This is a genomic window from Mitsuaria sp. GD03876, from assembly GCF_029840635.1.
GTDB lineage: Bacteria > Pseudomonadota > Gammaproteobacteria > Burkholderiales > Burkholderiaceae_C > Roseateles.
Map to the genome: position 1 here is coordinate 18314 of NZ_JAOCCU010000062.1, position 14535 is coordinate 32848.

14 protein-coding genes are annotated in these 14535 nt (G+C 71.1%); 9 read left to right on the forward strand and 5 right to left on the reverse strand.

The window, feature by feature from the left end:
* Window positions 1-276: 276 nt before the first annotated feature.
* Window positions 277-2439: a S46 family peptidase gene (locus N5D62_RS25855; protein ID WP_279760908.1), complete on the reverse strand. Its 2163-nt coding sequence runs from the start codon at window positions 2437-2439 to the stop codon at window positions 277-279.
* Window positions 2440-2657: 218 nt separating this feature from the next.
* Here N5D62_RS25855 and N5D62_RS25860 point away from each other — a divergent pair, with 218 nt between their 5' ends.
* The 4 genes from N5D62_RS25860 to N5D62_RS25875 all read left to right on the forward strand — a co-directional run bounded on the left by N5D62_RS25860 (window position 2658) and on the right by N5D62_RS25875 (window position 5299).
* The gene (locus N5D62_RS25860; RefSeq protein ID WP_279760909.1) at window positions 2658-2921 is read left to right on the forward strand and encodes a hypothetical protein; all 264 of its coding nucleotides are present in this window, start codon (window positions 2658-2660) and stop codon (window positions 2919-2921) included.
* A gap of 200 nt (window positions 2922-3121) precedes the next feature.
* Window positions 3122-3814 carry a DNA adenine methylase gene (locus N5D62_RS25865; RefSeq protein WP_279760910.1) on the forward strand — a complete coding sequence of 231 codons (693 nt, stop codon included), beginning with the start codon at window positions 3122-3124 and terminating at the stop codon, window positions 3812-3814.
* Complete coding sequence (locus tag N5D62_RS25870; RefSeq protein WP_279760911.1) at window positions 3811-4647, forward strand: hypothetical protein; 837 nt, start codon at window positions 3811-3813, stop codon at window positions 4645-4647. Before N5D62_RS25865 ends, N5D62_RS25870 begins: the two co-directional genes overlap by 4 nt.
* A gap of 199 nt (window positions 4648-4846) precedes the next feature.
* Window positions 4847-5299, forward strand: coding sequence for a DoxX family protein (locus N5D62_RS25875; RefSeq protein WP_279760912.1), 453 nt, complete (start codon window positions 4847-4849; stop codon window positions 5297-5299).
* 66 nt (window positions 5300-5365) lie between these two features.
* On the opposite strand, the gene N5D62_RS25880 is transcribed toward N5D62_RS25875, so the two are convergent.
* Complete coding sequence (locus N5D62_RS25880) at window positions 5366-7861, reverse strand: DNA internalization-related competence protein ComEC/Rec2 (RefSeq protein ID WP_279760913.1); 2496 nt, start codon at window positions 7859-7861, stop codon at window positions 5366-5368.
* Between the two features lie 66 nt (window positions 7862-7927).
* Here N5D62_RS25880 and N5D62_RS25885 point away from each other — a divergent pair, with 66 nt between their 5' ends.
* The 3 genes from N5D62_RS25885 to N5D62_RS25895 are packed head-to-tail and all read left to right on the forward strand — an operon-like array spanning window position 7928 to window position 9329.
* A complete protein-coding gene (locus tag N5D62_RS25885) occupies window positions 7928-8395 on the forward strand; it encodes a RidA family protein (protein ID WP_279760914.1) in 468 nt (155 codons plus the stop codon).
* A gap of 8 nt (window positions 8396-8403) precedes the next feature.
* On the forward strand, window positions 8404-8892 hold the full coding sequence (locus N5D62_RS25890; RefSeq protein WP_279760915.1) for a disulfide bond formation protein B: 489 nt from the start codon (window positions 8404-8406) through the stop codon (window positions 8890-8892).
* 50 nt (window positions 8893-8942) lie between these two features.
* On the forward strand, window positions 8943-9329 hold the full coding sequence (locus N5D62_RS25895; protein WP_279760916.1) for a VOC family protein: 387 nt from the start codon (window positions 8943-8945) through the stop codon (window positions 9327-9329).
* A 30-nt stretch (window positions 9330-9359) separates the two neighbouring features.
* On the opposite strand, the gene N5D62_RS25900 is transcribed toward N5D62_RS25895, so the two are convergent.
* Entirely contained in the window at window positions 9360-10412 is a 1053-nt protein-coding gene (locus N5D62_RS25900) for a hypothetical protein (protein WP_279760917.1), read from the reverse strand.
* A 207-nt stretch (window positions 10413-10619) separates the two neighbouring features.
* Here N5D62_RS25900 and N5D62_RS25905 point away from each other — a divergent pair, with 207 nt between their 5' ends.
* Complete coding sequence (locus N5D62_RS25905; protein ID WP_279760918.1) at window positions 10620-12209, forward strand: alkaline phosphatase D family protein; 1590 nt, start codon at window positions 10620-10622, stop codon at window positions 12207-12209.
* 68 nt (window positions 12210-12277) lie between these two features.
* Here the strand turns inward: N5D62_RS25905 and rnhA are convergent, their stop codons facing one another.
* Both rnhA and N5D62_RS25915 read right to left on the reverse strand, forming a co-directional pair.
* Entirely contained in the window at window positions 12278-12766 is a 489-nt protein-coding gene (gene rnhA, locus N5D62_RS25910) for a ribonuclease HI (protein ID WP_279760920.1), read from the reverse strand.
* Window positions 12767-12802: 36 nt separating this feature from the next.
* Window positions 12803-13759 carry a class I SAM-dependent methyltransferase gene (locus N5D62_RS25915; RefSeq protein ID WP_279760921.1) on the reverse strand — a complete coding sequence of 319 codons (957 nt, stop codon included), beginning with the start codon at window positions 13757-13759 and terminating at the stop codon, window positions 12803-12805.
* 26 nt (window positions 13760-13785) lie between these two features.
* Between N5D62_RS25915 and gloB the strand changes: the two genes are divergently transcribed.
* Window positions 13786-14535, forward strand: a 750-nt coding sequence (gene gloB, locus N5D62_RS25920) for a hydroxyacylglutathione hydrolase (protein WP_279760922.1), incomplete at its 3' end; no start/stop codon positions are given.

Consider the following 14535-nt stretch of genomic DNA (forward strand, 5'->3'; position numbering starts at 1 on the left):
TTGCTTCCGGAAAAAGGACAGCGCGGAGTCTCCAAATCCGTCCGTCACCGGAACATCACCTCCATGCGCAGTTCCCTCGGTCGCGACCGACTCTCTCCCTCCGGTCTCTCCTTCATGAAAGTCAGCGCGCCGTCGAACCCTTGCGAAACCGCGACTGGATTTGAGTAGCCCCCACCTGATCCTGGAAATGCAAACGCCCCGCTCGAGGCGGGGCGTTCTTCATGGCGCGAACCGTCCGCGCCTGCCGCGATCACCGCGTGATCGCGATGGCGCCGATCACAGCGCGTTCATTTCCTTCAGCAGCCGGTCGGCCTTGTCGACCACCTTCATCTGCCACAGCATGTAGCGCGCATCCAGGCAGATGCTGCGGTTCATGTGGTCGTTGAAGTCCCAGTCCGAGATCACCGCGTCCAGCGTGCCGTCGAACAGCAGCCCGACCAGCTCGCCATTGCCGTTGAGCACCGGCGAGCCCGAGTTGCCGCCCGTCGTGTCCAGCGTCGCCAGGAAGTTCACCGGCACCGAGTCCAGCGCCTTCACGCCGTACTTGTCGAAGCGGCGCGCCTTGATGGCGGCCAGTTGCTCGGCGGGCGCGTCGAACTCGCCGCTGCCGGTGTGCTTGGCCACGATGCCGCGCAGCGTCGTGAACGCCGTCCAGGTCGTGCCGTCCACGCCCGGGGTGCGGCCCTTGACCTGGCCGAAGGCCACGCGCAGCGTGCTGTTCGCGTCCGGATAGACCGGCTGGCCGCGGCTGGCCCTGAAGTCGATCTCGGCCTGCATCGTCGCGGCATAGGCCTGCTGCAGCCGGCCCGCCAGGTCCTTGTCGCGGTCCTCGCGCGCCTGCTCGTCGGCGTGCAGCGCCACGGCGGCCTTCACCAGCGTGTCGGTGCTGGCCTCGAAGGCGGCCGCGTCACGCGTCAGCCAGGCGGCGCGTTCGGTCTTGTCGGTCAGCTTCGTGCCCGCATACAGCGCGTCCACGCGCGCGGCCACGGCAGCGGCATCCATGCCGGCCTTCACGCCCAGCGCGCCCAGGAACGCCGTGTTCAGTTGATCCGCCGGCTGCGCCAGGTACTGCGTCAGGAAGTGGCTCACGACCTTCTTGTCGGTGGCCTCGTCGAAGCGGCGACCCAGCGCCTCCAGCGCCTGGCGGCGGCGCAGCTGGTCACGGTCCTGGAAGCCGGCCTTGCGCTCGGCATCGGGCTTCTTGCGCTCCAGGGCCTGCTCGTAGAGCTCGGTGGCGCCCTTGAGCGGGCTCGGCGTCGCGTAGCTCAGCAGGAACTCGCGGCGCGTGATGGCCTGGCGCTCGGCGATCAGGCGATCAACCTCGGCCAGCGACGGCGCGTAGGTCGCGCGGCGCTTGGCGTCGGCCTCGACCCACGCCTTCATCGCGTCGAACCCGGCCTGCTTGCGCGCCAGGATGTCGCTGCCCGCGTAGCTGGCCATCTGGCCTTGGTAGTTCTTGTAGTAGTTGTTGACGCCGGCGACGGTGTTGGCCAGCTGGATCTCGGCATCGCGGCGGCCCGCGGTCGCCTCCTTGATCAGCTCGAGCTGCTCGCCCATCGCCTTGACGCGATGCGGGAAGTCCCAGGCGAAGGCGAAGTCCACTTCCTTGGGCAAGCGGTGGCGGTTGGTGCGGCCCGGATAACCGGCCACGGCGACGAAGTCGCCTTCGTTCAGCGGCGCGCTCGCCAGCTTCAGGAACTGCGAGGGCTGGAACGGCTTGTTGTCCTTGCTGAAGTCCGCCGGCTTGCCGTCCGGACCGACGTAGGCGCGGTAGAAGCTGTAGTCGCCGGTGTGGCGCGGCCACATCCAGTTGTCGGTGTCGCCGCCGAACACGCCGACGCCTTCGGCCGGCGCGTGGACCAGGCGGACGTCGCGGATCTCGAGCTGCTTGGTCAGCTGGTACATCAGCCCGCCGTAGAACGCGCCCACCGAGCAGCGGTGCCCGGCGTCCTTCTCGCAGGCGGTGACCAGGGCCTTCTCGTTGGCCTCGATCGCGTCGATGCGGGCCTTGCCCTGCAGCGCGGCGGTCTTCTTGTCGATCACCCGGTCGGTGACGTCGCTCAGCGCGACGGTCACCAGGATGCGGCTGCCCGGCGCGGCGGGCAGTTCGTCGGCCAGCGACGCGGCCAGGAAGCCCTGCTTGAGCAGGTCCTTCTGCGGCGTCGAGTTGTACTGGATGCTGCCGAAGGCGCAGTGGTGGTTGGTCACCACCAGGCCCTGCGGCGACACGAACGAGGCGGTGCAGCCGCCCAGGCTGACGACGGCGCCCATCGGATAACCCAGCGGCTGCGACAGCCGCGCGGGGTCGATCTTCAGTCCCGAGGCCTTCATTTCCTTGGCCACCAGCGGCAGTTGCTGCGGCATCCACATGCCCTCGTTGGCCTGGGCTCCACCGGCCGCGGCGCCCAATGCCAGCGCGGCCCACATCACTCGATTCATTCGCGGGACTCCTGTCCACCTCTTTGAGAAGGGGCGAACCATACACGAGCGAACCACCCCGCTCCCGTGCCGGTCGACACCCATGCGGCATCCCGCATTGCGGGATAACCCGCCCTTCCGCTCGGGCTCCAAGTTCTGGGGATGGGGAAATCCTGACTCCAAACTTACACTGCCGACCTTCGTCGCCGCCGCCCGAATTCGTCGTCCAGGAGCCCGCCATGACTCTCAAGCAGCTCAGCCAGGTGAAGCGCTGGATGGTGATGCACAGCGCGCGTCACCCGGTGGAGCTGGGGGTATGGAATGGGGTCCTGACGATCTGGATGTTGGGGTTCATGGGTGTTCCGGGCGCGTTATTGCTCAAGGCGTGGATCGCACTGCCGTTGTGCCTCGTGGCCTGGATGCTGCCGATGGCTTACACGGGCAGCCGCAAGCGGCTGCATCGTTCGGGCCGCCTCCGCTGCGACTGGTTGACAGCGCTCTAACCGCGCTCTGGCGGCGCATGTGGTTTGCCGAGCACCGCGGTCTTGCGCAGGCCGGCGGCGCCGGTGCCCCACGGAGCGAATTCCGAGCGGCGAGGAGGAGATTGAGCGGAGTGGGGCACCGGCGTCGCCGGCCTGCTGCTCGGTCCCCGAGCGCCCCGAGCGCCTTGACATCATCGTCACTTCTGACGATGATTCGCCGCATGAAGTATCCAGGCGGCAAGGGCAAGACGTTCCAGCACGTCATCAACCTGATGCCTCCGCACCGGGTGTACATCGAGACGCATGTGGGTGGCGGGGCGGTCCTGCGCCACAAGCTGCCGGCGGCGCGTTCGATCGCCATCGATGCTGACGAGCGGGTGATCGCGCGTTGGCGCGCGATGGCGTTGCCGGGGGTCGAGCTCGTGCATGGCCGCGCCGAGGAGTTTCTCGCGCGGCATGTGTTCGAGGGTGACGAGCTGGTCTACGTGGACCCGCCCTATCATCCGGAGACGCGACGCCAGACGCGCATCTACCGGCATGAATACGGCGCCTCGGATCATGAGGCGCTGCTGGCCGTGCTGGTGGCGTTGCCGTGCCGGGTGATCGTGTCGGGGTATGCGCATCCGACCTATGACGCGCTCCTGCGGGGGTGGCGCACGGTGGTGTTCCAGGCGAAGACCCATACCGACGTGCGCACGGAGACCTTGTGGTTCAACTTCGAGCCGCCCGAGATGCTTCATGACAGCCGGCATCGCGGGGCCAACTTCCGCGAGCGCCAGACCAACAAGCGGCGTCTCGAACGCCTTCAAGAGCGTGTCCATGCCATGGATCCGGTCGAGCGCGCCGCGTTCGCCCAATGGCTGAACACCACCTATCCAGCCGCTCAGAGAAGCGGTGTTTCCGCAGTCCCATGACCCAGATCGTCGCCATCGTTTCCCGCCACGGTTCCCTTAGACAAGACCTCCCCGATCCCGATCAATTCCTGCTCGCCGGCGTGCGCTGGGGCGCCGTCGAGGAGTTCCCCACGCCCGCGTACTGGACGCGCCAGGCGCTGACGCACCGGCTCGAGGTGCCGGCGCCTGTCGCGTCGGGGCGCTCGCTGGCCGAGGAGGTCGGCGCGTCGCTGCTGGGCGGGCCCGGCATTCCGGCGGCCGTCGGGCTGGCGGCGTTCGCGCGGGTGCGCGAGCGCGGCGCCTTCGTGCAGCCCGGCGTGTCCGAGACCACGCTGACCGCCTGGCTCAGCGAGCCGCTGGACGTGCAGGGCAAGCCGCTGGATTTCCGTTTCGCGGCGCAGAAGGCGCGCCACCTGGCGGCGGTGATGCCGGCGCTGCTGTCGGCGCCGGACTTCGACGCCGGCCAGGAGGTGCGCAACTGGCTGATGGCGCTGCCGGGCGTCGGACCGAAGACGGCCTCGGCGATCGTGCGCGGCTGGGCGGCGTCGGAGGAGGTCGCGCTGCTGGACACGCACCTGCTGCGTGTCGGGCAGGTGATCGGGCTGTTCTCGCGCAAGTTGAGCGTCGAGCGCCATTACCTCGAGGCCGAGGCGCGGCTGCTCAAGCTGTGCGCGGCGATGGACGTGAGGCCCTCGGAGCTGGAAGCGGTGGTCGCGGCGGAGATGAGCCGCTCGCCGGAGACGGCGCGTTTCCTCGTCGATCACCTGAAGGCGACGGAGCCGGCGGCCAAGCCCTCGCCCCGCGCCCGGGCGATGCGCGAGCCCGAGCAGATCGCGCTCGTGTTCACGGCCTGAGCGACCCACCGCCCTCCCACCCTGGCAATCGGACCAGCGGGAGCGCGCGACGGGATTGTTGGCGCTGGTGGGATTCACATGGCAACGGCAGCCCGTTGATCAGTGCCGGGACGCCCACAAGAATCCCGCCATGCCTGCCACCTCCGCCTCCGCCTCCGACGTCCCGCCTCATAACGTCTCCGCCCTCGGAGCGCGGGCCATGAAGCTGCTCGACCGACTCGAGCCCTGGGGCTACACCGCGCTGCGGCTGGCCTACGCGGCCATCCTGCTGACCCACGGCCTGCCCAAGGCGCTGCGCGTGCCGCATGGCTCGGTGGCGGATCCGTTGATGGCGACGACCGGGATGATCCAGCGCACGCTCGACGTGCCGTTCGCCTTCGAGCTGGCGATCCTCGTGACGCTGCTCGAGACCGTGGGCGCGCTGCTGCTCGGCGCCGGCGTGTTCACGCGGGTCGTCGCGGCGGCGCTCGTCGGCGAGATGCTGGGGATCTGCCTGGCCATGGGACCGACCTGGCCCTGGGCCGATCGCGGTATCGAGTACCCCGTGTTCCTCGCCGCGCTGGCCGCCTACATCGCCCTGCGCGGGCCGGGTCCGCACACCGTCGCGGCACTGTGGCGAGCGCGACGTCCCGGGCGTCGCACCGCAGGCTGACCGCCCCTCGCGCCTTCCCCATCGACACCGCCCTGCCGCGCGACAAGGCGAGCACGGGATCCTGGCTCAAGGCGGCGGCGCGTCGACGCGCTCCGCCTCGACCGCCGCCGCGTCCTCGACGGCCGGCACCCGATCCGGCAGCCAGTAGCGGCGCCGGATCGCGCGCTCGCAGGCCGCGGACGGCGGCGTCGCCCGGTCGCTGCGCCACCGCCACGCGCCGCAGTCGACGCTGTTGAGCACGAGGGCGCCGGCCTCGGCGTAGCGCGCGACCACCTCGGGCCTGGGATGCCCGAAGCGGTTGAGGTATCCCGACTGCACCGCCGCCACCCGCGGCGAGACCGCCCGCACGAACGCCGGCGACGACGAGGTGCGGCTGCCGTGGTGCGGCACGACGAGGACCTCCGCCCGCAGCCCGTCGACGCCCTCCTCGCGCACCAGCCAGGCCTCCTGCGGCGACTCGATGTCGCCGGTCAGCAGCAGGCGGCGGCCGGCCGCCTCGACCCGCAGCACGCAGGACCGGGCATTGCGCTTCATCGCCCGCGCGTCGCCCATCGCGTCACGCGGCTCGTCCCCGATCGGCGACAGCACCTCGAAACGCACGCCGTCCCAGGTCCAGCGCTGACCGCGCCGGCAGGCCTCCCCGTCCGGCACCGCGCCGAGCCGGCGCGCCACCGGCATCGCCTGGAGCAGGCTCGCCGTGCCGCCAGCGTGGTCCTGGTCGGCGTGGCTGACCATCAGCAGGTCGAGCCGCCGTTCGCCCAGCCCGCGCAGCATCGGCAGCAGCACCCGCCGCGCGGCATCCGAGCCCGGCCCCCAGCGCGGGCCGGTGTCGAAGAGCATCGTGTGCCGGTGCGTGCGCAGGATCGCGGCGCCGCCCTGGCCGATGTCGGGCAACCACAGCTCGACATGGCCCGACGCGGGGCGCCCGGTCACCGGCCACAGCATCGGGACGCACAGCGCGAGTCCCCCGAGCCGCATCCGCCAGGGCCAGGGCATCGCCAGCGCGACGCCGCCGGCCAGGCCAAGCACCTGCGCCCATCCCGGCGCCCACGGCAGGTGCCAGACCGCGAGCGGCAGGTCGCGCAGCGCCTCCAGCAGCCAGTTCAACAGCGCGACGAGCCAGGCTCCGAGCGTCCACGCCGGCGGAAGCAACGCGCCGAGCATCGCCAGCGGCGTGATCACGTACGACACCAGCGGGATGGCGACCGCGTTGGCGAGCAGGCCCACCACCGACAGCTGCTGGAACAGCAGCAGCGTCAGCGGCGCCAGGCCGAGCGTCACCACGCCCTGCGCGCGACAGGCCCCGCGCAGCGCGGCGCGCCAGCCCGGCGCGGGTTGCGGGTCCGCGGCCATCAGCAGCGCCACGGCGCAGAACGACAGCCAGAAGCCGGGTTGCGTCAGCGCCCAGGGATCGGCGGCGCAAACCACCGCGGCGGCGGCGCACAGGCTCATCGGCCAAGGCCAGCGCAGGCCGGCCTGGCGCAGCAGCGCCAGGATCGCCAGCAGCCCGACGGTGCGCTGCGCCGGCACGCCCCAGCCCGAGAACACCGCGTAGAGCACCGCGGCCAGGACGCCGGTCCACATCGCCGCGCGCGGCGCCGGCCACCGCAGGCACAGCCGCGGGCTTCGCCGCCAGGCCCAGCCGGCGACGGCGCCGGCCAGCCACGCGAACATCGTCACGTGCAGCCCGCTGACGCTGAGCAGGTGCGACACGCCGGTGTCGCGGTACAGCGCCCAGTCCATCGGCCCGACCGCGCCCTGGTCGCCCAGGCTCAGCGCGGCCAGCACGCCGGCGCCGCGGCGCTCGCCGGCCGCGGCCAGCCGGTGGTCGATCGCGTCGCGCAGCGACTGCCGCAGCGCATCGACGCGCCACGCGCCCTCGCCCAGCCGCGACTGCCCCGCGGCGCGGCAGCTGCCCGCCGCGGGCAGGTCCTGTTCGAGCATCCACAGCGCCTGGTCGAAGCCGCGCGGATTCATCAGGCCGTGCGGCCGGCGCAGCTTCACCTCGAAGCGCCAGCGCTCGCCGGCGCGTGGCGGGCTCGGCATCTGGTAGCAGGAGAGCAGCAGCCGGCCGGGGACGCGGGCCCGCGGCGTCGACGGGCTATCGCTGTCCACGGCGAAGACGAAGCGCCAGCCGTCGACGCCGCCCGCGCCGGTGGCGCGTTGCGGCAGGCTGTCGACGTGGCCGGTCAGCGGCATGACCTGACCCTCGAGGCGGGCGGGAAGCAGCTCGCCCATCCGCGCTGTCGCGCGCGCCGCCGTCAGGCCGAAGCCGGCCAGCGCCGCGAGCAGCACCCAGGCGGCCCACAGGATCCACGCGCCCCTGGCGGCCGTGCCGGTCGTGGCGGTTGTCGCGGTCCGTGAAGCGCTCGCGGCGCACGTCGGATTCACCGGATCCGCGGGGCTGGTCCCGCGGACGGGCCGCGAGCGCCGCACGGCCGCCGCGACGAGCACGACCAGCACTCCGGCGACGCCCGCCAGCCAGGCCCACCAGGCCGCCGGCCCCGGCAAGGCCGGCAGCGTCTGCACCGTCCCCATGCCCAGCAGGGCCGCCAGCGGCACCCCGGTCCAGCACCAGGCCGGGGTGTAGGATTCGCGGCGTTTTTTTCCACTTCCGCGCAGACCCTCATGAGCACTTCCGTCTACGACCGCCTCAAGCAACTGGGCATCGACCTGCCGCCGGTGGCGGTGCCCGCCGCGGCCTACGTGCCGTTCGTCCGCACCGGGAACCTCGTGTTCCTGTCCGGTCATATCGCGAAGAAGGACGGCAAGCCCTGGGTCGGCCAGCTCGGCAAGGACACCGACACGGCCACCGGCCAGCAGGCCGCCCGCGCGATCGCGATCGACCTGCTGGGCACGCTGCACGCGGCCGTCGGCGACCTGGACAAGGTCAAGCGCGTCGTCAAGCTGATGAGCCTGGTGAACAGCACCGGCGACTTCACCGAACAGCACCTGGTGACCAACGGCGCGTCGGAGTTGATCGGCGAGGTGTTCGGCCCCGAGAAGGGCGCGCACGCGCGCAGCGCCTTCGGCGTGGCGCAGATCCCGCTCGGCGCCTGCGTCGAGATCGAGCTGATCGCCGAGATCGCCGACTGATGCGCGCGTTGACCGCTTCGCGCGTGCTGGCCTTCAGCGCGCTGGTGTCCGCCGCGGGCGTGGCGGCGGCGCTGGTCGCGCAGTACCAGTTCGGCGTCAAGCCCTGCCCGTGGTGCGTGATGCAGCGCGGCCTCTTCATCCTGATCGCCATCGTCGGCGCGCTGGGCTGGCTGCTGCAGCGCGTGGGCGCGGCGCGCGTGCTGTCGCTGCTGCTGACCGCCGCGCTGGGCGTGGCCGGGCTGGTCGCCGCGGGGTATCAGCATGAGGTCGCCTCCAAGCTCGCGAGCTGCGACATGACCTTCGCCGATCGCGTGCTGACGATGTTCAAGCTGGAGGAGCGCCTGCCGAGCGTCTTCATGGTCACGGCCAATTGCAGCGAAGCCGCCGCGTACACGCTGCTCGGGCTGCCTTACGAGATCTGGAGCGGCGCGCTGTTCACCCTGATCGCGCTGCTGTGCCTGCTGGCCCTGAAGCGCGGAGCCGTGCATCGTCGGTGAGGGATCTCGCCGACGTCCTTGAGATCGATCAACCGAGTGAGGGAACCTTCATGAAGCGAGTCACGGGCATCGGCGGCATCTTCTTCAACGCCAAGGATCCGGCCGCCCTGCGGGCCTGGTACCAGAAGCACCTGGGCATCGACGTGCTGCCCTGGGGCGGCGCGGCCTTCACCTGGACCGGCGACGACGGCCAGCCCAGCGGCGGCACGACGATCTGGTCGATCGGCTCGGCCGACCCGGACGGCTTCGGCCCGGGCAACCCGCCCTTCATGATCAATTACCGCGTCGCCGACCTGGCGGCGCTGCTGCAGGCCTTGCGCGCGGAAGGCTGCAACGTGGTGGACAAGACCGACGACTCGGAATACGGCAAGTTCGGCTGGGTCATCGATCCCGAAGGCCACAAGGTCGAACTGTGGGAGCCGCCGGCCGGCCAGTGAACGACGGCGACCGCCGGTCGCCGTCGCCGCTCAGGCGCCGGGCTTGGACAAGGCCACGAGCTTCTGGAACACGCTGTCGCGCACGGCCGAGGCGGCCATCGACGTGAGCTCCGGCTCCGCCGCCGCCAGCGTCTTGCCCAGCGACGGCAAATTGCCCAGGTGCTGGCGCACGGTCTTCTTCTGCGCCGGCGTCAGGCCGGCGATCGCCTGGTCGGCCAACGCCAGGGCCGCGCTCTGAACCTGCTTGTCCCTGGCGACCGGGGTGTCCTCCCTGCCCCCTCGGAACGCCTGGTGCAGCTTGTCGGCACCGTCGGCGAGGGCGGCGTCATTCAATCGGTGCGCCAGCTTCACCGCCGCCGCGGCGGAGTCAAGCTCGCCCGGCCCCTTCGGACGATGCCCCGGCGAACCCGCGGGAATCGACGCCGCGAACTCCTGAATCAACGTGTTGATCCTGGCGCCCAGTTTCTCGGACGCATCGGAGATGGCCGCGGCCCGCGCCTGCTGGGTCGAGACCACCGGGGCCGCAGCACCCGCAGCGCGGGCCGCGGGGTCACGCGCGGGCATCGGGGGCGCCGAAGCGTTCTCGCGCCTGGGCACCGGGGGCGGCGAGGTGTTCTCGCGCTTGGGCACCGGCGGCGCCGAGGCGTTCTCCCGCTTGGGCACCGGCGGCGGCAAGTCGTAGCGACGCTCGGGCAGCGGCGGCGCGAAGGCGCTGTCGTCCTCGACGTCCGCCGGATCCGATTCGAGGGGCGCTGCGGTCCGGGGCGTCTTCTTCGTCAGGTCGACGGTCGCGTAGAGCGGACCGGACGCCGAATGATCCAGCGTCGCGTAGGTCACGTCCGAGCCGGCGTTCCTGGCGCCCGGAGATTCCGGCGCCGGCTTGAAGCGACGGCCGCCCGGCGTCTGCAGCGACTGAATCTGCGCATAGGTCAAGGATTTCGCCTCGGGACGATACGGCGCGACGGGTTCATCCGGCGTGGCCTTGGGCGTCGCCGCGGCGGCACCGGCGGGACCGGCCGACCCGTCGGCATCAGGGGTGTGGACGGGTGACGGATAGGGCCGAGGAGGAATGGGAGGCGGCATGGTGCGGGTCCTGTAGTGAAAGGGGGAGGAAAGGTTCGGCGTCGGAGGTCCTCCGACGGCCGTGTCAGTCCGTCGCCTCGATCCGAACAGTTCGTCGATCGGCCCACTTTCAGGTGCTCTTCGAACACGACCGCGTCACCGCCGCGTCATGCCCCCGGGGCAGCATCGCGGACTTCGCGAACTTGAGATTTCGCCAGGAGAACCCGCATGGACCGCCGCCGCTTCCTCCACGCCAGTGCCCTGCTCGGGGGTGCCTCGCTGCTGACGCCTCATGGCGCGCATGCGCAGGCCCCGGCGCTGATCACCCGCGACGCGATGCGTCCGCGGATGCCGCATGGCATCCAGTCCGGCGATCCGGTCGCCGACGCCGCCGTGATCTGGACCCGCGCCGACCGCCCCGCCCGCCTCTGGCTGGAGTGGTCCACCACCGCCAGCTTCGCCAACCTGCAGCGCGTGCGCGGCCCTCACCTGCTGGAGGACTCCGACTTCACCGGCCGCGTCGACCTGCGCGGCCTGCCCGCCGGCCAGGAGATCTTCTACCGCGTCGTGCTGCAGGACCTGCGCAACGAGCGGGTGATGTCCGAACCGGTGGCCGGCCACCTGCGCCTGCCCGCCGCCTTCGGCGCCAAGGCGCCGCGCGACGTGCGCTTCGCCTGGAGCGGCGACACCTGCGGCCAGGGCTGGGGCATCAACGAGCAATGGGGCGGGATGAAGATCTACGAGCAGATCCGCCGCGTCAACCCGGACTTCTTCCTGCACTCCGGCGACACGATCTACGCCGACAGCCCGATCCCCGCCGAGATCCCGATGCCCGACGGCTCGGTCTGGCGCAACGTCGTCACCGAGCAGACCAGCAAGGTCGCCGAGACGCTGGACGAGTACCGCGGCCGCTACCGCTACAACCTGATGGACGCCAACATCCGCCGCATGGCGGCCGACGTCCCGCAGATCTGGCAGTGGGACGACCACGAGGTCACCAACAACTACTCCGATTCGAAGGACCTCTCCGGCGACGCGCGCTACACCGAGAAGAATGTCCCGCTGCTGGTCGGCCGCGCGACCAAGGCCTTCCAGGAGTACGCGCCGATGCGCCGCTTCGGTGACGCCGAGGCCGAGCGCATCTACCGCCACCTGCCCCAGGGGCCGCTGCTGGACCTGTTCGTCGTGGACATGCGCAGCTACCGCGGCCCCAACAGCGCCAACCTGCAGGCCGAGGAGAACGCCGACAGCGCCTTCATGGGCCGGCCGCAGATCGCGTGGCTGCTCGACGGGCTCAAGCGCTCGAAGGCAGCCTGGAAGGTCATCGCCGCGGACATGCCGATCGGGCTACACGTCAACGACGGCAAGGATGCCGAGGGCCGCGACAAGTGGGAGGCGATCGCCAACGGCGACGACGGCGCGCCGCGCGGCCGCGAGCTCGAGATCGCGCGCCTGCTCAGCGAGATCAAGCGCCACCGGCTGCACGACATCGTCTGGCTCACCGCCGACGTGCACTACACCGCCGCGCACTTCTTCGACCCGGCCAAGGCCAGGCACACGGACTTCCTGCCGTTCTGGGAATTCGTCTCCGGCCCGCTGCACGCCGGCGGCTTCGGCCCGAACAAGGCCGACGCCACCTTCGGCATGCAGGTCGTCTACCAGAAGGCGCCGGGCGTGGCCAACGCCGCGCCGGCCGTGGGCACGCAGTTCTTCGGCCAGGTCGACATCGACGCGAAGACCCGCGCGATGACGGTCACGCTCAAGGACCTGGACGGCAACAGCCTGTTCGCCAAGACGCTGGAGCCGCACCGCGGCTGAGCGCCGCGCGCATCACGCCCCTGGGCGGGGTCCGGGGGCCCGGGGGCCAGGGCCCCTCGGGGCCGGCCTCACCGGGCGACGGTCACGCCCTTGTTGGCGAGCGCGTCGGCACGCTCGTTGCCGGGATCGCCGGCATGGCCCTTGACCCAGCGCCACTCCACCGTGTGCAGCTTGCGCAGCGCGTCCAGGCGCTGCCACAGCTCGGCGTTCTTCACCGGCTTGCCGTCGGCGGTCTTCCAGCCCCGGCGCTGCCAGCCCGAGATCCACTCGGTCATGCCCTTGCGCACGTACTCGCTGTCCGTGTAGATCACGATGTTGCAGCTGCGCTTGAGCGAGGTCAGCGCCTCGATCACCGCGGTCAGCTCCATCCGGTTGTTCGTGGTGTTGCGTTCGCCGCCGAACAGCTCCTTCTCATGGTCGCCGCTCTTGAGCCACGCGCCCCAGCCGCCCGGCCCGGGATTGCCCTTGCAGGCGCCGTCGGTGTAGATCACCACCGCCGGCTTGGCGATCTTGGGCGCGGCGGGCGCGGGAGCGGAGGAAGCGGTCGTATCGGTCATGAACAGCAGGGAAGGAGTCGGAAGGGAACGGCGGGGTCAATCGACCTCGGCGTCGTCGCGGTGGGCCTGGCGATGGCGATGGTGGACCGCCGCCACGGCCGGCGCCGTCTTGGCCACGCGCGTCTTGCCGCGCGCCAGCCCGATCAGCCGCATGCCGTGCACGCGCTTGACCGCGATCACGCCGTACAGCGCGCCCAGCACCGTCCACCACTTGCCGCCGGGCTTCTCGATCCATTGCCAGCGCGCCAGCCAGGGATCGCTCAGCAGCGGCGGCCGGTAGCAGCCGAACTGCGCGCGCTCCACGTCGAAGGACAGCAGCCGCAGCCAGTCGCGCAGGCGCCAGTAGCCGATGTATTCGCGTTCGGCCGGCAGGTACAGGCGCGGCGTGCGGCCCAGCATCCGGCCGTTGACGCGGGCGAGATTCTGCCTCACCGCCCACAGGCTCGCCGGGTTCAGGCCCAGGATCACGACGCGGCCCTCGGGGCGCAGCACGCGTTCGACCTCGCGCAGGCAGCGGTGCGGATCGGCCGCCTGTTCCAGCGTGTGCGGCAGCAGCACCAGGTCCAGGCTGTTGGCCTCGAAGGGCAGCGCGTCGAACTCGCAATAGACCGCCGCGCGGCCGGCGCCGTTCAGGCCCGGCGCGGGATGGGCGTGCGGTTCGGGCTGGTACTCCAGCGGATGCGCCGCCAGGCCCGGCACCGGCGGGCCGGCGACGCTCTCCTCGAACGGCCGGTGGTCCTGCGCGAGCCAGCGGTTGGACATGCGGTTGGTCCGCAGGCCCTGCAGCTGCGGGAAGCCGAGCTGCAGCGCGTGATACCCGAACCAGTCGATCACCGCGGCATCGATGAAGCGCTGTTCCCACGCGAGCAGGTAGCGCCCGGCGGGCGTGCGCAACCAGTGCGCGAGCTCCGCCGCGGCGGTGTCCGGCCGGAGGTGCGCCTCTACAATCGGCGGCTTTGCGTCGGTGTGGTCGTCCTGGCCCGGAATCTTCATCGCTGGGACCTGATCCCCTTGCCTGCATGAACCTGGTCGCCGTCCCCGCCTTCACAGACAACTACATCTGGCTGCTGCATGACGGCCGGTCGGCGCTCGTCGTGGATCCGGGCGAGGCCGCGCCGGTGCGCGAGGCGCTAGCGGCACGAGGCCTGGATCTGCGAGGCATTCTAGTGACGCATCACCATGGCGATCACGTCGGCGGCCTGCGTGAATTGCTGCCCCTGCTGGACGATCCCCGCCATGTGTGGGGGCCCGCCACCGAATCGATGCCAGTGCCGGTCGTGCCGCTGCGCGAAGGCGACCGCGTCGAGCTGCTCGGCCAGGCGTTCGACGTGCTGGACGTCCCCGGCCATACTGCCGGTCACATCGCTTTCGTGTCGATGCATCCGGGCGACGGCGCGCCGATCCTGTTCTGCGGCGACACGCTGTTCTCCGCCGGCTGCGGCCGGTTGTTCGAGGGCACGCCGGCGCAGATGCACGCCTCGCTGGCCAAGCTCGCGGCGCTCCCCGGGGATACCCGGGTGTGCTGCGCGCATGAATACACCTTGTCGAATCTGCGATTTGCTCGCACAGTCGAGCCCCTGAACGAGGCGGTCGCGCGCCACGAGGCCTGGTGTCTGGCCCGGCGCGAGCAGTCCCTGCCCACCCTGCCCTCCACCCTCGACGTGGAGCTCCAGATCAACCCCTTCCTGCGCTGCGAGCACGCCGACGTCCGCGCGGCCGCGCGGCGTCACGATCCGGACATCGACGCGCAACCGGCCTCGGTCCTGGCC